At 65.3% G+C, this 19707-nt stretch carries 20 protein-coding genes; 13 read left to right on the top strand and 7 right to left on the bottom strand.

Features of this window, described 5'->3' with window-relative positions; all coding sequences use genetic code 11:
- Window positions 1-353: 353 nt before the first annotated feature.
- On the bottom strand, window positions 354-1160 hold the full coding sequence (locus pbN1_RS19330) for an inositol monophosphatase family protein (RefSeq protein ID WP_169200987.1): 807 nt from the start codon (window positions 1158-1160) through the stop codon (window positions 354-356).
- Between the two features lie 79 nt (window positions 1161-1239).
- Here pbN1_RS19330 and pbN1_RS19325 point away from each other — a divergent pair, with 79 nt between their 5' ends.
- The 12 genes from pbN1_RS19325 to pbN1_RS19270 all read left to right on the top strand — a co-directional run bounded on the left by pbN1_RS19325 (window position 1240) and on the right by pbN1_RS19270 (window position 9969).
- The gene (locus tag pbN1_RS19325; RefSeq protein ID WP_169200986.1) at window positions 1240-1968 is read left to right on the top strand and encodes an RNA methyltransferase; all 729 of its coding nucleotides are present in this window, start codon (window positions 1240-1242) and stop codon (window positions 1966-1968) included.
- A 51-nt stretch (window positions 1969-2019) separates the two neighbouring features.
- The gene (gene cysE, locus pbN1_RS19320) at window positions 2020-2787 is read left to right on the top strand and encodes a serine O-acetyltransferase (protein ID WP_169200985.1); all 768 of its coding nucleotides are present in this window, start codon (window positions 2020-2022) and stop codon (window positions 2785-2787) included.
- Between the two features lie 114 nt (window positions 2788-2901).
- The gene (gene iscR / locus pbN1_RS19315) at window positions 2902-3384 is read left to right on the top strand and encodes a Fe-S cluster assembly transcriptional regulator IscR (protein ID WP_169200984.1); all 483 of its coding nucleotides are present in this window, start codon (window positions 2902-2904) and stop codon (window positions 3382-3384) included.
- Between the two features lie 9 nt (window positions 3385-3393).
- On the top strand, window positions 3394-4548 hold the full coding sequence (locus tag pbN1_RS19310) for a cysteine desulfurase family protein (protein ID WP_169200983.1): 1155 nt from the start codon (window positions 3394-3396) through the stop codon (window positions 4546-4548).
- A gap of 23 nt (window positions 4549-4571) precedes the next feature.
- Window positions 4572-5783 (top strand): IscS subfamily cysteine desulfurase, encoded by a 1212-nt coding sequence (locus pbN1_RS19305; protein WP_169200982.1) that lies wholly within the window; start codon window positions 4572-4574, stop codon window positions 5781-5783.
- Between the two features lie 25 nt (window positions 5784-5808).
- Window positions 5809-6189: a Fe-S cluster assembly scaffold IscU gene (gene iscU, locus pbN1_RS19300; RefSeq protein WP_053421769.1), complete on the top strand. Its 381-nt coding sequence runs from the start codon at window positions 5809-5811 to the stop codon at window positions 6187-6189.
- Between the two features lie 16 nt (window positions 6190-6205).
- Entirely contained in the window at window positions 6206-6529 is a 324-nt protein-coding gene (iscA, locus tag pbN1_RS19295) for an iron-sulfur cluster assembly protein IscA (RefSeq protein WP_169117149.1), read from the top strand.
- A gap of 16 nt (window positions 6530-6545) precedes the next feature.
- Entirely contained in the window at window positions 6546-7079 is a 534-nt protein-coding gene (gene hscB, locus pbN1_RS19290; RefSeq protein ID WP_169200981.1) for a Fe-S protein assembly co-chaperone HscB, read from the top strand.
- Window positions 7079-8947, top strand: a complete 1869-nt coding sequence (hscA, locus tag pbN1_RS19285) for a Fe-S protein assembly chaperone HscA (RefSeq protein ID WP_169117151.1) — start codon at window positions 7079-7081, stop codon at window positions 8945-8947. Before hscB ends, hscA begins: the two co-directional genes overlap by 1 nt.
- Window positions 8944-9285: an ISC system 2Fe-2S type ferredoxin gene (gene fdx / locus pbN1_RS19280; protein ID WP_169117152.1), complete on the top strand. Its 342-nt coding sequence runs from the start codon at window positions 8944-8946 to the stop codon at window positions 9283-9285. Before hscA ends, fdx begins: the two co-directional genes overlap by 4 nt.
- On the top strand, window positions 9285-9479 hold the full coding sequence (iscX, locus tag pbN1_RS19275; protein WP_169117153.1) for a Fe-S cluster assembly protein IscX: 195 nt from the start codon (window positions 9285-9287) through the stop codon (window positions 9477-9479). The genes fdx and iscX overlap by 1 nt, the downstream gene beginning before the upstream one ends.
- A 1-nt stretch (window position 9480) precedes the next feature.
- The gene (locus pbN1_RS19270) at window positions 9481-9969 is read left to right on the top strand and encodes a glutathione peroxidase (RefSeq protein WP_169200980.1); all 489 of its coding nucleotides are present in this window, start codon (window positions 9481-9483) and stop codon (window positions 9967-9969) included.
- An 83-nt stretch (window positions 9970-10052) separates the two neighbouring features.
- Here pbN1_RS19270 and pbN1_RS19265 read toward each other — a convergent pair whose 3' ends face one another.
- From pbN1_RS19265 to dapC, 6 genes are all read right to left on the bottom strand, one after another.
- On the bottom strand, window positions 10053-10511 hold the full coding sequence (locus pbN1_RS19265; RefSeq protein ID WP_169200979.1) for a response regulator: 459 nt from the start codon (window positions 10509-10511) through the stop codon (window positions 10053-10055).
- Window positions 10512-10515: 4 nt separating this feature from the next.
- Entirely contained in the window at window positions 10516-11445 is a 930-nt protein-coding gene (prmB, locus tag pbN1_RS19260; protein ID WP_169200978.1) for a 50S ribosomal protein L3 N(5)-glutamine methyltransferase, read from the bottom strand.
- Between the two features lie 2 nt (window positions 11446-11447).
- Window positions 11448-12602 carry a succinyl-diaminopimelate desuccinylase gene (gene dapE, locus pbN1_RS19255; RefSeq protein ID WP_169200977.1) on the bottom strand — a complete coding sequence of 385 codons (1155 nt, stop codon included), beginning with the start codon at window positions 12600-12602 and terminating at the stop codon, window positions 11448-11450.
- A gap of 36 nt (window positions 12603-12638) precedes the next feature.
- Window positions 12639-13823 carry a PilT/PilU family type 4a pilus ATPase gene (locus pbN1_RS19250; RefSeq protein WP_169200976.1) on the bottom strand — a complete coding sequence of 395 codons (1185 nt, stop codon included), beginning with the start codon at window positions 13821-13823 and terminating at the stop codon, window positions 12639-12641.
- A 95-nt stretch (window positions 13824-13918) separates the two neighbouring features.
- Window positions 13919-14740, bottom strand: coding sequence for a 2,3,4,5-tetrahydropyridine-2,6-dicarboxylate N-succinyltransferase (dapD, locus tag pbN1_RS19245; protein ID WP_169200975.1), 822 nt, complete (start codon window positions 14738-14740; stop codon window positions 13919-13921).
- A 13-nt stretch (window positions 14741-14753) separates the two neighbouring features.
- Window positions 14754-15950, bottom strand: a complete 1197-nt coding sequence (dapC, locus tag pbN1_RS19240; RefSeq protein ID WP_169201072.1) for a succinyldiaminopimelate transaminase — start codon at window positions 15948-15950, stop codon at window positions 14754-14756.
- Between the two features lie 54 nt (window positions 15951-16004).
- Between dapC and smc the strand changes: the two genes are divergently transcribed.
- Window positions 16005-19589 carry a chromosome segregation protein SMC gene (gene smc, locus pbN1_RS19235; RefSeq protein WP_169200974.1) on the top strand — a complete coding sequence of 1195 codons (3585 nt, stop codon included), beginning with the start codon at window positions 16005-16007 and terminating at the stop codon, window positions 19587-19589.
- Window positions 19590-19707: the final 118 nt, after the last annotated feature.

The following is a 19707-nucleotide window of genomic DNA, read 5'->3' as shown; positions in this document are numbered from 1 at the left end:
CCGACAGGAAAAGGAAAAGCTCAAGCGTTCGCAGGTAGCGAAGACGAAGGAAAACGCCGCCGATCGGGATGTAGCCTCGCGCGAGTGAATGGGAATGTGGCTGACTCGCAGGGAGGAAAGAGGTCTACACCGGTAAAAGCTCCGATTTGCGTGTAAAGATAAATGTTCGGACAATTGTACTCGGCCCTGCTGCCCCGCAGCAAACTGGCGCATTCCTCATCGCCCAGTCGATAACGTACGATTTCCGCTTTCTTGAGCGACCCCGAGCCGACAAACGCGAAGACGAGGGTTGGGCTGCTTCCTCTCCAGCGAATCGGTCGACACACTGCCGGACTGCAGGGTGCGCTGCCTGATCAGGCTCGGGTCGACGCCGTGCGATGCGGCTGGATCACCTGCAGCAGCTGGCCGAACACTTTGGGCGTTCCGGCGACGACGTTGCCGGTTTCCATGTACGCCGCTTCGCCGGCGAGGTCGCTGACGAGTCCGCCGGCTTCCTGGATCATTAGCGCGCCCGCCGCCATGCCCCAGGGCTGCAGGCCCATTTCCCAGAAACCGTCGAGTCGGCCGCACGCGACGTAGGCGAGATCGAGCGCCGCGGCACCGGGGCGGCGGATGCCGGCGGTCTTCTGCGTCAGGTCCTTGAACATTCCCAGGTACGCGTCGATGTTGTCGAATTCGCGGTACGGGAAGCCGGTGCCGATGAGCGCCTCGTTCAGCCGCGTGCGCTTCGACACGCGGATGCGACGGTCGTTGAGGAAGGCGCCGCGGCCTTTCGTCGCGGTGAAGAGCTCGTTGCGCGTCGGATCATAGACGACCGCCTGCTCGAGCACTCCGTTCTTCGCCAGCGCGATCGAGATTGCGTACTGCGGAAAGCCGTGGATGAAGTTCGTCGTGCCGTCGAGCGGATCGATGATCCACTGGTATTCGCTGTTCGCCGACTCGGCGGACTCCCCGGACTCCTCTGCTAGAATGCCGTGCTCCGGGTAGGCGTCACGCAGCACTTCGATGATGGCCGCCTCGGCGGCCTGGTCCACTTCGGTGACGAAATCGTTCGGCGACTTGGTCTGGACGGTCAGGATGTCCAGCTGCATCGAGGCCCGGTTGATGACGGTACCCGCACGGCGGGCGGCTTTCACTGCGATGGTCAGGGTGGGATGCATGCGCGTCGGTCTCGCTTGCGGAAGGTTGCCCGGAAGGGGCCTCCGCTTAAGAAAATTCGAAAAAACATAAGATTTTAATATGAACGGCGCCATCGCGCTTGACCGTATCCGTATCGTGCTTTCACGCACGAGCCATCCCGGCAATATCGGCGCCGCCGCGCGTGCGATGAAAACGATGGGGTTGACCCGTCTGTATCTCGTCGCGCCGTCTGCGTTTCCCGATCCCGTGGCCGACGCCCGTGCGTCCGGCGCGACCGACGTGCTCGAGAGCGCCTACGTCGTCGCTTCGCTCGAAGAGGCGCTCGAAGGCACGATCCTGTCCGCGGCGATCACCGCGCGGCGGCGCGAGCGGTCGGTCCCGGTTCGCAGCGCGCGCGAAGCGGCGCCCGAACTTGTCGCGTTTGCCGGAAAGGGGGACGTCGCGCTGGTGTTCGGCACCGAGATGAGCGGACTGACGAACGACGAAGTCGAACGCTGCTCGATGCCGGTGTCGATCCCGGCGAATCCGGCGTTTTCGTCGCTCAATCTCGGTGCGGCGGTGCAGCTGCTGTGCTACGAGCTGCGAATGGCGGCGCTGTCGCCGACCCCGCCGGCCGAACCCTTGCCCGATCTCGCGACCTTCGAGGAAATCGAGGGCTTTCACCGTCATCTCGAGCGCGCAATGACCGTGAGCGGCTTCTACGACCCGGCCAACCCCAAGCGCCTGCTGCAGCGCCTCAGGCGCCTGTTCGGGCGCGTGCGGCTCGAAAAAGAGGAAGTGAATATCCTCCGCGGCATCGTGGGTGCACTCGAACGCAAACCCGACTAAACTAGTCGGACATTCATTACTGGCAACGAAGTTTCCTGGAGCAAATCACCCATGTTCAGCCGCCTGCGCGAAGACCTGGCCAGCGTTCGCGAACGCGATCCCGCCGCCCGCTCGACCTGGGAAGTGCTGACCTGTTATCCCGGCGTGCATGCGCTCATGTTCCACCGCCTCGCACACGCGGCGTGGACCCGTGAGCTACACTGGGTCGGCCGTTTCGTCAGCCACGTTTCGCGTTTCCTGACCGGCATCGAGATCCATCCCGGGGCGACGATAGGCCGGCGCGTGTTCATCGACCACGGCATGGGCGTGGTCATCGGCGAGACCGCCGAGATCGGCGACGATTGCACGATCTATCAGGCAGTCACACTCGGCGGAACCTCGCTGTATCGCGGTACGAAGCGCCACCCGACGCTCGGCAAGGGCGTCGTCGTCGGCGCCGGCGCGAAAGTGCTCGGCGGCTTCACCGTCGGCGATGGCGCGCGCATCGGCTCCAATGCCGTCGTCGTCAAGCCGGTGCCGGCCGGAACCACCGCGGTCGGCAATCCTGCCCGCATCATCGACCCGGAACGCACCGATGCGCGTGACAAGGCGCGCGAGCAGAAGGCCGAGCAGATGGGCTTCTCGGCATATGGCGTGACCAAGCAGATGGACGACCCGATCGCGAAGGCGATGCACGGTCTGCTGGATCACGCGGTCGAAACCGATCGTCGTATTCAGCTACTCGTCGAACAGCTCGAAAAAGCCGGCGTGAGGCTGGATTCGACGATCGAGCAGAGCGACCAGTTCGACGCCCAGCGCCTCTCGAAAATGGTTGATTGAGCGGGTCGCGATCCGGTTCTGGAGTAGTTGACCGATTTTGTCGGGTTACGTATAGTTGAGTGAAACGTTCGGGTATTTACCCGGGCGGCAATCTCCGCCATGCGAGGAGCCAACATGAGACTGACCACCAAGGGACGATTTGCGGTAACGGCGATGATCGATCTGGCATCGCGCCAGACCGAAGGTCCGGTAACGCTGGCCGGCATTGCCGAGCGCCAGAAAATTTCGTTGTCCTATCTCGAGCAGCTGTTCGGAAAGCTGCGTCGCCACAAGCTAGTGTCGAGCGTACGCGGCCCGGGCGGCGGCTACCGGCTTGCACGCGACATGACCCGGATCACCGTCGCAGACATCATCGTCGCCGTCGATGAACCGCTCGATGCGACACAGTGCGGCGGCAGGCAGAATTGCCACGACGAACAACTTTGCCTGACTCATGATCTGTGGGCGAACCTGAACAAGCGGATGTACGAATATCTCGATTCGGTGACGCTGGGTGCGTTGGTGCTGCGCGAGGTCAAGGCCGAAACGGACACGAGCGTGCTGAAGGACGTCCGGCGGCGCGCGATGATTTCGTTGCGCGAAGCGGCGGCTGCGTAAGCGAAAGCGATGTTCGCACCCGTCTACCTCGACTGGAACGCCACCACGCCGCTGGATCCCGCGGTACGCGCGGCAATGCTGCCGTGGCTCGACAGCCGTTTCGGCAACGCATCGAGCCGGCACGAGTACGGGCGACAGGCGAGGGCCGCGATCGACGAGGCGCGCGCTCGGGTGGCAGCTGCAGTGGGCGCGCATGCGACCGAAGTGATTTTCACGAGTTGCGGTTCCGAAGCGAACAACCTCTTCATCAAGGGGGCCGCGGCGCTGATGAAGCCCGGCCTCATTGCGATCAGTGCAATCGAGCATCCCTGCGTGCGCGAGCCGGCAAAACAGCTGCGGCGCGATGGCTGGATGCTGCGCGAAATCGCCGTCGATGCCGCGGGGCGAATCGATGGCGGCGACTGGAAGGCGGTGCTCGATGCGAAGCCGTCGCTGGTTTCGGTGATGCTGGCGAACAATGAGACCGGGGTGCTGCAGAATGTCGCCGCCCTGGCGCACGATGCAAGAACGGCCGAGGCGTGGTTTCACAGCGATGCGGTGCAGGCGCTCGGCAAAATTCCCGTCGACTTCCGTGCGCTCGGCGTGCACGCGATGACACTGTCGGCACACAAGATCGGCGGTCCGCTCGGTGCCGGTGCGCTGGTGATCGACAAGCGGATCGAGCTGGCGCCGCTGATCGCCGGAGGCGGCCAGGAACGCGGCCTGCGGTCCGGGACCGAGAACGTCGCGGCGATCGTCGGGTTCGGCGTCGCCTGCGAACGTGCGACGGCGCGGCTCGAAGACGAAGCACGGCGCCTGGCCGGATTGCGGGACCGGCTGGAAGCGGGTCTCGTCGCGAGCGGTATGAGAATTTTCTCGGCCGCCGCGCCGCGCCTGCCGAACACGACGTTTTTCACCGCCGACGGTTTCGATGGCGAAACCCTGGTCGCGAAGCTCGACCGCGCGGGTTTCGCGTGCGCGAGCGGATCGGCGTGCTCGAGCGCCAACCCCGAGCCGTCGCATACCTTGCTGGCGATGGGCATCGAACGCGACGCCGCGCGGGGCGCGGTGCGCGTGAGCCTCGGCCGCGACACGAGCATGGCGGATGTGGAAGGCTTCCTCGCAGCCTTCGAACGCCTGACGAACGAATTGAATAAACTGACCGCAATGGCGGTCCAATCTTGAACGCAGATCGACGGAGGAACCCGATGCTCAAGTTTCCGATTTACCTGGACTATTCCGCCACGACGCCGGTCGATCCGCGCGTGGCGCAGGCAATGATCCCGTGGCTCACCGAGCATTTCGGCAATCCGGCCAGCCGCTCCCACGCGTACGGATGGGAAGCTGAAAAGGCCGTCGAAGATGCGCGCGAGCAGGTGGCCCGGCTGGTCAATGCCGATGCCAAGGAAATCGTATGGACTTCGGGCGCGACCGAGTCGAACAACCTCGCGATCAAAGGGGCGGCCCAGTTCTACAAGGGCAAGGGCAAGCACATCATCACGCTGAAGACCGAGCACAAGGCGGTGCTCGACACGTTCCGCGAACTCGAGCGCCAGGGTTTCGAAGCGACCTATCTCGATGTGCAGGAAAACGGCCTCGTCGACCTGTCGGCACTGAAGGATGCGATCCGGCCCGATACCATTCTGGTGTCGGTGATGTTCGTCAATAACGAGATCGGCGTGATCCAGCCGATCGCGGAGATCGGCGAGATCTGCCGCGAAAAAGGCATCGTCTTCCACGTCGATGCGGCGCAGGCCACCGGCAAGGTCGATATCGACCTGTCGAAGCTGAAAGTCGACCTGATGTCGTTCTCGGCGCACAAGACATACGGCCCGAAAGGCATCGGCGCGCTGTACGTCCGGCGCAAGCCGCGCGCGCGCCTCGAAGCGCAGATGCACGGCGGCGGCCACGAGCGCGGACTACGCTCCGGCACGCTCGCGACGCACCAGATCGTCGGCATGGGCGAAGCCTTCCGTATCGCGCGCGAGGAAATGAAGACCGAGAACGAGCGCGTCCGTGCGCTGCGCGACCGCCTGATGAAAGGCCTGCAGGACATCGACGCGACTTACATCAACGGCGACGTCGAACATCGTGTGCCGCACAATCTCAACATCTCCTTCGCCTACGTCGAAGGCGAATCGCTGATCATGGCGATCAAGGATGTCGCCGTGTCGAGCGGTTCGGCCTGTACATCGGCGAGCCTCGAACCGTCCTATGTGCTGCGCGCACTGGGTCGCAACGACGAGCTTGCACACAGCTCGATCCGGTTTACGATCGGGCGCTTCACCACCGAAGAAGAAGTCGACTACACGATCGACCTGCTGCACAAGAAGATCGGCAAGCTGCGCGAACTGTCACCGCTGTGGGAAATGGTGCAGGACGGCGTCGATCTGGACAGCGTGCAGTGGGCTGCACACTGAACGAAATCCCCCAGGAGAAAACAACATGGCATATAGCGAAAAAGTGTTGGATCACTACGAGAATCCTCGCAATGTCGGCGCTTTCGGCAAGGAAGACGAAGGCGTGGGCACCGGCATGGTCGGCGCGCCCGCGTGCGGCGACGTCATGAAGCTGCAGATCAAGGTCGGCAAGGACGGGGTCATCGAGGACGCGAAATTCAAGACCTACGGTTGCGGTTCCGCGATCGCGTCGAGCTCGCTGGTGACCGAATGGGTCAAGGGCAAGACCGTCGAGCAGGCGCTGGAGATCAAGAACACCCAGATTGCCGAGGAACTCGCGCTGCCGCCGGTCAAGATCCATTGCTCGATCCTTGCGGAAGACGCGATCAAGGCGGCAGTGGCGGACTACAAGAAGAAGCAAGGCTGATTCGGGAGACTGAACGATGAGCGTCACACTGAGCACCAACGCGGCCAAGCATGTGTCGGAATTCATGGCCAAGCGCGGCAAGGGTGTCGGCATCCGCCTAGGGGTCAAGACCTCGGGCTGTTCGGGCATGGCCTACCGGCTCGAGTTCGTCGATGAGATGCATGACGAGGACCTGATCTTCGAAAGTCATGGCGTCAAAGTCATCGTCGACCCGCAAAGCCTCGCCTACCTCGACGGCACCGAACTCGATTTCGTCCGCGAAGGCCTGAACGAAGGCTTCAAGTTCAACAACCCGAACGTCAAGGACGCTTGCGGTTGCGGCGAAAGCTTCAACGTCTGAACTGCGAGCAAAGCCCATGAGCATCGACCTGCAACAGGATTTCTTCGCGCTTTTCGGCCTGCCGCGGCGTTTTCGCGTTGACGAAGCGGCGCTGGAGATGGCCTATCACGATCTGCAGGGGCAGGTTCATCCCGACCGTTTCGCGCACCTGTCGGACGTGGAGAAACGCCTGTCGATGCAATGGGCGACACGGGTGAACGAAGGTTTTCGGACACTGCGCAAGCCGCTTCCACGCGCGCAATACCTGCTCGAGCTCGCTGGCGTCGACGCCGGCCTGCACACCAACACCGCGATGTCCTCCGCGTTCCTGATGGAACAGATGGAGTGGCGCGAAGCGGTCGAGGAGGCGCGCGCGGCCGGCGAGGGGCACGAGCTCACGCAGCTGCATCACCGGCTGCGTCATCACGCGCGGGAAGTGTTCAACGAACTCGAACGCACCATCGACGAGCGCCATGACTTCGCGGCGGCTGCCGAAATCGTTCGCCGGCTGATGTTCATGGAAAAAATCCAACACGAGATCGACGACGCCCTCGAGGCGCTGGAGACCTGATGGCCCTTCTGCAAATCGCTGAACCCGGCCAGTCCGCCGAGCCGCACAAGCACCGGCTCGCGGTTGGAATAGACCTGGGTACCACCAATTCTCTCGTAGCGACTGTCCGCAACGGCATCGCCGTGTGCCTCGCCGACGAGGCGGGCCGCGCGATGCTGCCGTCGATCGTGCGCTACCACGCCGATGGGCGGGTCGAAGTCGGCCACACCGCGGCTGCTGCCCACGCCACCGATCCGAAGAACACGATCATGTCGGTGAAGCGCTTCATGGGGCGCGGCCTGAAGGACGTCTCGCACGTCGAATCGACGCCGTACGACTTCATCGACGCGGGCGGCATGGTGCGGTTGCGCACCGTGCAGGGCGTGAAGACGCCGGTCGAGATCTCCGCTGAAATCCTGAAGGTGCTCGGCGCGCGCGCCGAGGCGAGCCTGGGCGGTCCGCTGACCGGCGTGGTCATCACCGTGCCGGCGTATTTCGACGATGCCCAGCGGCAGGCGACGAAGGACGCGGCGAAGCTCGCCGGGCTGAACGTGCTGCGTCTCCTCAACGAACCGACCGCGGCTGCGGTCGCGTACGGGCTCGACAATGCCTCCGAGGGCGTCTACGCGATCTACGACCTGGGCGGCGGCACTTTCGACCTGTCGATCCTGAAGCTGTCGCGTGGCATCTTCGAGGTGCTGGCGACCAACGGCGATGCGGCGCTCGGCGGCGACGACTTCGATCACCGCCTGTTCTGCTGGATCCTCGACAAGGCCGCGATCGAGCCGCCGACCAGCGACGACGCGCGCCGCCTGCTGATGAAGGCGCGCGAAGCGAAGGAACTCCTGACCGCGAGCGAGGAAGCGCCGATCCGGGCGAAGCTGTCGTCGGGCGAAGAGGTCAATCTGGTCGTCACGCGCGACGAGTTCGCGACGATGACGCAGCACCTGATCGCCAAGACCATGGCGCCGATGCGCAAGGTCTTGCGCGACGCGGGCCTCGGGCCGGAAGAGGTGAAGGGCGTCGTGATGGTCGGCGGCGCGACGCGGATGCCGCAGGTGCAGCGCGCGGTCGCGGAATTCTTCGGGCAAGAGCCGTTGACGAACCTCGATCCCGACAAGGTCGTCGCGCTCGGCGCGGCAATCCAGGCCAACGTGCTCGCCGGCAACCGCAAGGACGACGACGAGTGGCTGCTGCTCGACGTGATTCCGCTGTCGCTCGGTCTGGAGACGATGGGCGGGCTGACCGAAAAGGTCGTGCCGCGCAATTCGACGCTCCCGATCGCGCGGGCGCAGGAGTTCACGACGTTCAAGGACGGACAGACCGCGATGGCTTTCCATGTCGTGCAGGGCGAGCGCGAGCTGGTCAAGGATTGCCGCTCGCTCGCACGTTTCGAATTGCGCGGCATTCCGCCGATGGTCGCGGGCGCCGCGCGCATCCGGGTCGCGTTCCAGGTCGATGCCGACGGGCTGCTGTCGGTGTCCGCGCGCGAAATGTCGTCCGGCGTCGAGGCGAGCGTCCTGGTGAAACCTTCGTACGGCCTGACCGACGACGAGATCGCGGGCATGCTGAAGGAAGGTGTGGAACACGTCGGCGACGACATGCATGCGCGAGCCCTGCGCGAACAGCAGGTTGAGGCCGAACGCGTCATCGAGGCAACAACCCACGCGCTGGAGCAGGACGGTGCGCTCCTCAACGCCGACGAGCGCGCGGCCATCGAAGCGGCGATCGCCGAACTGAAGCAGTTGGCGACGGGCGACGATCCGCGCGCGGTCAAGAAGGGCATTGAGGCGCTTGCCCGTGCCACCGATGAATTCGCCGCCCGCCGCATGGACAGCAGCATCCGTTCGGCGCTGGCCGGCCAAAAGGTTGATGAGATCCAGGTATGACCCAGATCATCGTGCTACCCCACGTCGAGCTCTGTCCGGACGGCAGCGTCATCGAGGCCGAGCCCGGCAAATCGATCTGCAGCAGCCTGCTGGAGCACGGCATCGAGATCGAACACGCGTGCGAACAATCCTGCGCCTGTACAACCTGCCACGTCATCGTCCGCGAAGGCTTCGATAGCTTGCCCGAAGCCGAGGAAACCGAGGAAGACCTGCTCGACATGGCGTGGGGGCTCGAACCGCAGTCGCGTCTGTCCTGCCAGGCAATCGTGGGCGAGACGCCGCTGGTGATCGAGATTCCCCGCTACACGATCAACATGGCCCGGGAGGGCAAACACTGATGAAGTGGACCGAAGTGCAGGAGATCGCGATCCAGCTCGCCGAACGCCATCCCGAGACGAACCCGGCGAAAGTCAATTTCGTGGACCTGATGCAGTGGACGATCGCGCTGCCGGAATTCGACGACGACCCGAAGCATTGCGGCGAGCGCGTCCTCGAAGCCATCCAGCAGGCGTGGATAGACGAGGTGGCCTGAAATGAACGCCCCGGCCAGCGTGTTCGATTTCGAAACCAGGCGGCTCGACGGCGCGCCGATGCCGCTCGCGGAATTTCGCGGCAAGGTGCTGCTGATCGTCAATACCGCGAGCGAATGCGGCTTCACGCCGCAGTATGCCGCGCTGCAGGAACTGCACGACAGGTTCGCGCCGCGCGGTTTTGCGGTGATCGGTTTTCCGTGCAACCAGTTTGGCGGGCAGGAGCCGGGCGGCGCTGAAGAAATCTCTGCGTTCTGCGCGAAGAACTACGGCGTCAGCTTCCCGCTCAGCGAAAAAATCGACGTGAACGGCGACAATGCGCATCCGCTGTATCGGCATCTCACGTCGGTCGCGCCCGGCATTCTCGGCACCGAAGCGATCAAGTGGAACTTCACCAAGTTCCTCGTCGATCGCAACGGCCAGATCGCCGCGCGTTTCGCCCCGGCGACGAAACCGGAAAGCATCGCAGACCGGATCGAAGCGCTGCTGTAGTTCGCATGCGGCCGGTTCCCGCGCCCCGCGCTGTTCACCCTGCCTCACGAACCAAGCCGGGTTGGCAGGGGCGCAGACGCGCGTCAGTAAAGACTGTTGCCGGAAGGATCCGCGGTTTCGTTCAGCACCAGCCAGTAGGTGACGATCTGCCCGACCGTCTGGATGAAACGCTCGAAATCCACAGGCTTGCGGATGTAGCTGTTCGCGCCGAGCCGGTAGGCTTCGTGGATGTCCTGCCTTTCGCGCGAGGTGGTGAGGACGACCACCGGCAACAAGCCCGTGTGTTCGTCCGCCCGCATCCGGCGCAGCACTTCGAGGCCGTCGATCCGCGGCAGCTTCAGGTCGAGCAGCACTACGGACGGCATCAGCGAAAGGTCGCGGCCCTGGAAGCTGCCGGTACCGAACAGATAGTCGATCGCTTCCACCCCGTCGCGCGCGACGACGACGGGATTGCGGATGCTGTTCTTGCTGAAGGCCCGCAACATCAGGGCTTCGTCGTCCGGATTGTCTTCAACGAGCAGGATCGGGCGTTCGGCAGGCATTTTCTTACTCCGGTAATTCGTCGGCGCGCAGCACGAAAACCATGTCGTCGCCTCCCTTGGCCGAAAGCCAGACCGGCAAAAGGTCGGGGAAGGCTTCTTCGACGAGGTGCCGGTTGTGGCCGACCTCGACCGCCAGCACGCCACCCGGACTGAGGTGTGCCTTCGCGCCTGCGACCAGGCGGCGGACGATGTCGAGCCCGTCTTCGCCGGCCGCGAGCGCCATGTGCGGCTCGTGCAGGTATTCGGGCGGCAGCGTCGCCATCGCGTTCGCCGTGACGTACGGCGGATTGCTGATGATGAGATCGAAGGTGCGGCCGGCAAGGCCGTCGAACACGTCGCTTTTCAACAGTTCGATGCGGTCGTCGAGATCGTAGTCGGACACGTTCGCGCGCGCGACCTCCAGTGCCTCGTCGGAAAGATCGGCGCCGACGATTTGCGCATTCGGGAACGCATGCGCCATCAGGATCGCGAGGCAGCCCGAGCCCGTGCACAAGTCCAGCGCCGAAGTGACCTCTTCGGCATCGTCGATCCACGGGGCGAAACCGTCCTCGAGCAGTTCGGCGAAAAAGGAGCGGGGAACGATCACGCGCTCGTCGACCTGGAAACGGAAGTCGCCCAGCCAGGCTTCTCCGGTGATGTACGCAGCCGGCACGCGCTCCGCGGCGCGGCGCTCGATGACCGCGAACAGCGACTCCCGCTCGTCGGCCGTGATGCAGGCATCGAGGAACGGCTCCAGCCGGTCGAGCGGCAGCGACAGCGTGTGCAGCAGCAGCCACACGGCTTCGTCGTATGCATCGCCGCAGCCATGACCGAAGAACAGGCCGGCGCGATTGAAGCGGGTGACCGCGTAGCGTAGCCAGTCGCGCAGCGTGACCAGTTCGCCAAGCGGGCCGTGTTCGTGTTCATGTTCAGTGTCGTCGTGGATGTCGGACATCTTCAGTCTCGGTTGGGCAGCAGCAACGCGTTCAGCGTGCGCTCGTAGATGGCGGAAAGGGGTTCGATCGCGTCGAGGGCGACGCTCTCATTGACCTTGTGGATCGTTGCATTGACCGGTCCGAACTCGACGACCTCGCTACAGATGTCGGCGATGAAGCGACCATCGGAGGTGCCGCCGCTCGTCGACAGTTCGGTTTCGACCCCGGCCGTGTCGTGGATCGCGCCAGACAGCGCCTCGACGAGCTTGCCGCGGCTGGTCAGGAACGGTTTTCCCGACAGGTGCCAGTCGAGTTCATAGTCGAGTCCATGGCGGTCGAGCACGGCGTGGGTGAGCTGCCTGAGCTCGTCGGCGCTGCTGACCGAGCCGAAGCGGAAATTGAACAGCACTTCGCACGTCCCCGGAATGACGTTGTTCGCGCCGGTGCCGGCGTGGATGTTCGACACCTGCCAGGTCGTCGGCGGAAAGAATTCGTTGCCTTCGTCCCAGCGAATGCTCGCCAGTTCGGCGAGCGCCGGGGCGAATTCGTGGATCGGGTTGCGCGCGAGTTGCGGGTACGCGACATGCCCCTGAACGCCCTTGACCCGCAGCGAGCCGGAGAGCGAGCCGCGCCGCCCGTTCTTGATCGTGTCGCCGAGCGTATTGACCGAAGTCGGCTCGCCGACGATGCAATAGTCGAGATGCTCGCCGCGCGCCGCGAGTGCCTCGACGACCTTGACCGTGCCGTGCGTCGCGATGCCTTCCTCGTCGGAAGTCAGCAGCAATGCGATCGAGCCAGCGTGGTCCGGGTGTGCTGCGACGAAGCGTTCGATCGCTGTGACGAAGGCGGCGAGTGAAGTCTTCATGTCCGCCGCGCCGCGGCCGAACAGCTGGCCGCCACGGATAGTGGGCTCGAACGGCGGCGAATCCCACCCCTCGAGCGGGCCGGCCGGCACGACGTCGGTGTGCCCCGCGAAGCACAGCACCGGCACAGTGTCGCCGCGCCGCGCCCACAGGTTGCAGACTCCGCCGCTGTCGATGCGCTCGAAGCGAAAACCCAGCGGCGTCAGGCGGGCAGTGATCAAGTCGAGGCAGCCGCGATCGTCGGGGGTAACGGAAGGGCGCGAGATGAGTTCGCAGGCGAACCTGAAAGTGTCACCGGATGAAGCAGAAGTCATTGTTTTCGGGAATTCGTGGTGTCGTCGTGGTGTCGTTCAAGGTTTCACGCTGTCGTCGAGGTGCAGCGCGAAATCACTGAAAGACCGGTTTTCCGGCTCTTTCCGCGTGAAATCGACAATGGGCGGACCGTTACTGCCGTCCCGCGGATCGGGCACGTTGTCGAATTGCGCGTTGTTGATCAGCCACGAGAGGTTCGTCGGCGAGTCCGCGTTCGCGAGCGCTTCCTCGAACGTCACCGTGCCTTCATGGTAGAGCCGGTACAAATCCTGCTCGAAGGTCTGCGATCCCGGCGCGAGGCTCTGCTGCATCGCCTCCTTGACCTCGTTCAGTTCGCCGCGCTCGATCAGGTCGGCGACGTGCCGCGTGTTCATCAGGATCTCGACCGCCGGAACGCGAACGCCGTCGGGCTTGCGCACGAGCCGCTGCGAGACGATGCATTTGAGCGCCACCGCGAGGTCGAGGAACAGCAGCGAACGGTTCTCGAGCGGGAAGAAATTCACGATGCGGTTGAGCGCGTGGTAGGCGTTGTTCGCATGCAGCGTCGCGAGGCACAGATGGCCGGTCTGGGAATAGGCCAGCGCCGCCTGCATCGTCTCGCGATCGCGGATTTCGCCGATCAGGATGCAGTCGGGTGCCTGGCGCATCGCATTGCGCAGCGCGTCGTGCCAGCTGTGGGTGTCGATCCCGACTTCGCGCTGGTTGACGATCGACTTGCGATGCTTGAAGAGGTACTCGATCGGATCCTCGACAGTCAGGATGTGCCCCGACTGGTTCATGTTGCGGTGATCGATCATCGACGCGAGGGTTGTCGACTTGCCCGAGCCGGTCGCGCCGACGACCAGCACCAGTCCGCGCTTCTCGGTGACCACCTCGGACAGCACCGGCGGCAGACCGAGCGATTCGAGCGTCGGGATGTCGCCCTGGATATAACGCACGACGACGCCGATGCTGTGCCGCTGCCAGAACACGTTGACGCGGAAGTTGCCCAGCTCGCGGCGCCCGAACGAGAGATTGAGCTCCCTCACGCGTTCGAACGTGTCGATCTGCTCCGGCGTCATCATCTCGTAGATCATCCGCTTGATCATGGAGGGTTCCATGACCTGCTGGTTGATCGGCATCGTGACACCCTGGATCTTGATGTTGATCGGGGCGCCGGCCGAAATGAAAATATCCGATGCGAGCTTTTCCGCCATCAGCTGGAACAGTTTGTCGAAAATCATCGCGGCGGGCCTCCGGGGCGGAAAGGGGGAGGTGCGAACAGTGGAACCGGCCGGACCGCCCGTCCGGCCGGATCAGCAGCAGCGCAAGGCAGGGATCAGGCGCCGCGCAGCAGTTCGTTGATGGCGGTCTTGGCGCGCGTCTGCGCATCGACGCGCTTGACGATCACCGCGCAGTACAGGCTGTACTTGCCGTCGGCCGACGGCAGGCTGCCCGGCACGACCACGGCACCGGACGGGACGCGGCCATAGGTGATCTCGCCGCTGGCCCGGTCGTAGATCTTGGTGCTCTGGCCGATATACACGCCCATCGACAGCACCGCGTTCTCCTCGATGATCACGCCTTCGACGACTTCGGAACGTGCCCCGACGAACACGTTGTCCTCGATGATCACCGGCCCGGCCTGCACCGGTTCGAGCACCCCGCCGATGCCCACCCCGCCCGACAGATGCACGTTCTTGCCGATCTGCGCGCACGAGCCGACCGTCGCCCAGGTATCGACCATCGTGCCTTCATCGACGTAGGCGCCGATGTTCACGTACGACGGCATCAGCACGACGTTCTTGCCGATGAAGCTGCCCCGGCGCGCGACGGCCGGCGGCACGACGCGAAAGCCCCCTTCGCGGAACTGCTCCGGCGTGTAGTCGCCGAACTTCGTCGGCACCTTGTCGAAATACTGGTTCGTGCCGCCCGCCATGACTTCGTTGTCGGCGAGGCGGAACGAGATCAGCACAGCCTTCTTGATCCACTGGTTAACGGTCCAGTTGCCGTCGATCTTCTCGGCAACGCGCAGGCGCCCGGCGTCGAGGCCGGCAATGACCGACGCGACCGCGTCGCGCACGGCCGCCGGCGCGGCGGAAGGGGAGAGGTTCGCGCGGTTCTCGAACGCATCGTCGATGATCTTTTGCAGGTCTTGCATGGGGAGTTTTCCGTTATGGGAGAGATTGGCAGAAAGCGGCGATGCGCTCGGCCGCCTCGACGCATTCGGCAGTCGGGGCGACGAGAGCGATGCGCACGAAGCCGGCGCCCGGATTGACGCCGTTCGCCTCGCGGGCGAGGAAGCTGCCCGGCAGAACCGTGACATTATATTCACCCTGCAGGCGGCGGGCGAACTCGGTGTCCGGGATCGGCGTCTGCGCCCACAGGTAGAAACCGGCGTCGGGCCGCTCGACTTTCAGGTGGCGCGCGACGAGCGGGGTGACGCGATCGAATTTCTCGCGGTACAGCCGCCGGTTGTCGACGACGTGCGCTTCGTCGTTCCATGCGGTGACCGAAGCGGCCTGCACCGCGGGATTCATCGCGCAGCCGTGGTAGGTGCGGTAGCGCAGGAAAGCCTTGAGCACGGCGGCGTCGCCGGCGACGAATCCGGAGCGCATGCCCGGCACGTTCGAGCGCTTCGACAGGCTCGAGAACGTCACGAGATTGCGGAAATCGCCGCGACCGAGCTCGCGCGCGGCCTGCAGCGCGCCGACCGGGGGCGCGTTCTCGTCGAAATAGATCTCGGAATAGCATTCGTCCGCGGCGATCACGAAGCCGTAGCGGTCGGAAAGCTCGAACAGGCGCGCCCACTCCTGCAACGACAGCACGCGTCCGGTCGGATTGCCCGGCGAGCAGACGAACGCCAGCTGGACGTCGCGCCACACCGATTCCGACAGCGAATCGAAGTCCGAGCCGAAACGGTTTTCGGGCAAGTTGTTGAGGAACACCGGTTCGGCACCGGCCAGGAGCGCGGCACCTTCGTAGATCTGGTAGAACGGGTTCGGGCACAGCACCTTCGCTGCGCCGCCGCGGCTGTCGACGACGCACTGCGCGAACGCGAACAGCGCCTCGCGCGAACCATTGACCGGCAGCACCTGGGCCGCGGCGTCGACCGCGGGCAGCGCATAGCGCCGCTCGAGCCAGCCTGCGATGGCGCCGCGCAGCACGTCGCTGCCCTGGGTCGTCGGGTAACGGGCGAGACCGTCCAGATTGTCGATCAGCGCCTGCGTGATGAAGGCCGGCGTCGCGTGCCGGGGCTCGCCGATCGACAGCCGGATCGTGTCCAGGCCGGCGGGCGGGGCGAGTCCTTCGAACAGCTTGCGCAATTTTTCGAAAGGGTAGGACTGCAGTCGGTCGAGGTTCGGATTCACGTCGATTGTGTCGGCATATTTCAGGGCGTCGGCCACTGGGGCCGTGGATCGGGGATGTTATCATGGCGCGCTTTCGACAGCCCTGAACCGACCGTTCACCCCCGTTCCGACGTGCGTCTTTCCAAGCTCAAACTCGCCGGTTTCAAGACCTTCGTCGACCCGACCACCGTCCTTACTCCCGGCAACCTCGTGGGGGTCGTCGGGCCGAACGGCTGCGGCAAGTCGAACATCATCGACGCGGTGCGCTGGGTGCTCGGCGAAACGCGCGCGAGCGCGCTGCGCGGCGAGTCGATGCAGGACGTGATCTTCAACGGCTCGACGACGAGAAAGCCGGTGTCGCGGGCGAGCGTCGAACTGGTGTTCGACAACGCCGAAGGGCGCGCAGCGGGACAGTGGTCGCGCTATGCCGAAATCTCGGTCAAGCGCGTGCTCGACCGCAGCGGCGAATCGACGTATTACCTCAACAACGTCCATGTCCGGCGCAAGGACGTCATCGACCTGTTCCTCGGTACCGGGCTCGGGCCGCGCGCCTACGCGATCATCGAGCAGGGCATGATTTCGCGGATCATCGAGGCACGGCCCGAGGAAATCCGCGGCTTTCTCGAAGAGGCCGCGGGCGTCACGAAATACCGCGAGCGGCGCCGCGAAACCGAAGGCCGGCTGTCCGACGCGCGCGACAATCTCGCCCGGCTTGACGACATCCGCATGGAGCTCGGCGAGCGCATCAGCCACCTCGACACGCAGGCCGCGATCGCGGCCCGTTTTCGCGCGCTGAGCGCAGCGCATACCGAGCGGCAGCAGCTGTTGTGGCTGCTCAAGCGCAACGACGCACGCGCCGAACAGGCGCGGTTGCAGAGCGAACTCAATCAGCTGTCGGCGAAGATGGAAGCCGACAGCGCCCGCCTGCAGGAACTCGAAAGCGCGGTCGATTCCGGCCGCACAGCGCATTTTTCGGCATCCGAGGCGATGCACGCCGCCCAGAGCGACCTGTTCGCGATTTCCGCCGAAGTCAGCCGCCTCGAAGCCGAGCTTCGGCATCTCGAGGACGCGCGCAAGCGCCTCGAAGCCCGTCTCGCCCAGCTTGCGACCGACGAAGCGCACTGGTGCGCGCGCAGTGAAGCGCTCGGCAGCGACCGCGAGCGCTGGAGTGCCCTGCTGGACAACGCCGGGCTGCGCGCCGAGCAGGCCGAAGCACGCCATGCCGAAGTCGCCGAGCGCCTGCCGGAGGCCGAATCGGCGCGCCAGGCGGCAGACGCCACCGTCGCCGCCGCACGCCGCGAGCTCGGCCAGACCGAGCAGCAGCTGCGCGTCGGCGAGGCGAACCGGGCAAACGCGCTGCGCGCGCTCGACGCGCTCGCGCAGCGCCGGGCGCGCCTCTTGGGCGACAGCGGCGCCATCGAGGGTCCGGACGAGGCGGCGCTCGCGCAGCAGGAAGCCCGGCTCGACACCCTGCGCGACGAGCACGACGCGCGCCAGCAGGAACTCGCGCAGACGCAAGCGCGTCTGCCTCAGGCTCAGGCGGCGCTGAAGGCCGCGCTCGATGACGAACGCCAGGTGCAGCGCCGGCTGACCGAACTGCGCGCGCGGCGCGACGCGCTGGTGCAACTGCAGGCGAAAGTGCAGTCGCAGGGGCAGCTCGGCGACTGGTTGAAGCGTCACCGCCTCGCCGAGCTGGCGCCGCTGTGGCGGGAACTGCGCGTCGACGCCGGCTGGGAGACCGCCGTCGAGGCGGTGCTGCGCGAACGGCTCGCGGCGCTCACCGGCAGCGTCGACGCCGCGGCCCGCGCGATGTTCGACGAGGCACCACCGGCGGCGTTCGCGGTCGCGTTCGCGGGCGACGGCGCGAAACTCCCGCCGGTCGAACCCCCCTCCGGGGCGACCGCGCTGATCGACCGGGTGCACATGCCGGAAGCGGCACTGCATGCCGCGCTGGCCGACTGGCTGCACGGCTGTTTTGCCGTCGATGCACTCGAACCGTGGCTCGGCCGGCGCGCCGAACTCGCCCCCGGCACCTGCATCGTCGGTCCGCGCGGGCAGATCCTGACGCGCCACGCGCTCGTCCATTACGCTCCGGACAGCCGCACCCACGGCGTCATGGAACGCCAGCGTGAAATCGACACGCTGGCCGATCGCCAGCGCGAGCTGGAAGCCGGGGCGCAGCAGGCGCACGACGTGCTGCTGGAAGCCGAAGCGATCGCGGCGGACCTGCAGGAGCGCGGCAACGCGCTGCGGCGCGAGCTGCAATCGATGCAGCAGCAGATCCACGCCGAACAGGTCGCGCTGCTGAAGTTGACCCAGGCGCGCCAGCGCGCCGACGAGCGCCGCGCCCAGCTGACGCGCGATCTCGACGACCTTGTGCACCTCGAAGCCGCCGAGCGCCAACAGCTCGCGCGTGCCGAAACGGAACAGGCGCGTTCGGCCGAGCTGGCCGAACTGCAGCGCGAGCGGCTCGACGCCGCGATGGAAGTGCTCGCCGAGCGCGACAACCTGCTGCGCGAGACGCGCGCGCTCGACCAGGCGACGGCGCGGGATCTGCAGGAAGCGCGCTTCTCCGAGCGCGAATGCGCCGGCAAGCTCGATGACATCGCCCGCAACGCGGAGCTTGCGACCGAACAGCTCGACCGCATCGCCGCCGAGCTCGATGCCCGCCGACGTGAACTCAACGCGACCGACTGCAGCCGCAGCCACGAGGCGCTGCAGGAAGCGCTGACGCTGCGCCACAGCCGCGAGACGGCGCTCGCGGCGCGACGCGACGCGCTCGAACAGACCGCGTCCCTGCTCAAGCAGACCGAGGAGCTGCGCCTGCGCACCGAGCAGGAGGCGGCGCCCGCGCGCAGCCGCATCGCCGAGCTGCGACTGGGTGTCCAGGCGGCGGAGCTTGCCGCCGCGCAGTTCGACGAGCGCCTCGCCGAGGCGCAGGCCGACGAAGCGGCGCTCCAGCCGCTGCTCACGGGCGACTTGCGCGAGACCGCGCTGGTGCGCGAAGTGGCGCGGCTGGCGCGCGAGATCGCCGAACTCGGACAGGTCAACCTCGCGGCTCTCGACGAGTTGCGCAGCGCGCAGGAGCGCAAGGGTTATCTCGACGCGCAGAACGAGGATCTGAGCCAGGCGATCGCCACCCTCGAGGACGCGATCCGCCGCATCGACCGCGAAACGCGCGAGCAGCTGCAGGACACCTACAATACCGTCACGCAGCATTTCGGCACGCTGTTCCCGCAGCTGTTCGGCGGCGGCCAGGCCCGGCTGGTGCTGACCGGCGACGAGATTCTCGACGCCGGAATCCAGATCGTCGCCCAGCCGCCGGGCAAGAAAAACACCTCGATACACCTGCTTTCCGGCGGCGAGAAGGCGCTGACGGCCATTGCGTTGGTATTCTCGATGTTCCAGCTCAACCCTGCGCCGTTCTGCATGCTTGACGAGGTCGACGCACCGCTGGACGATACCAACACCGAACGCTATTGCCAGATGGTGAAACGCATGTCATCGCAAACACAGTTCGTTTTCATCAGCCACAGCAAGATCACGATGGAAATCGCGCAGCAACTGGTCGGCGTGACGATGCAGGAACAGGGCGTTTCGCGGGTCGTGGAAGTGGATATCGAAGAGGCGCTGCGCCTGGCCGAGCCGGCGGCAGCCTGACACACGAACGGACGCCGGCCTGCCCGCACGACTGGGCGGCGGCGACCGATTCTTTTTGTTTACAGGACAACTGGTGACGATTCTCGCCGGGCGGCGGTGAAGCGTTCACAACGGGAAT

It is taken from the genome of Aromatoleum bremense (assembly GCF_017894365.1).
In the GTDB taxonomy this organism is placed as follows: Bacteria; Pseudomonadota; Gammaproteobacteria; order Burkholderiales; family Rhodocyclaceae; genus Aromatoleum; species Aromatoleum bremense.
This window is presented reverse-complemented; position numbering and strand designations above follow the sequence as displayed.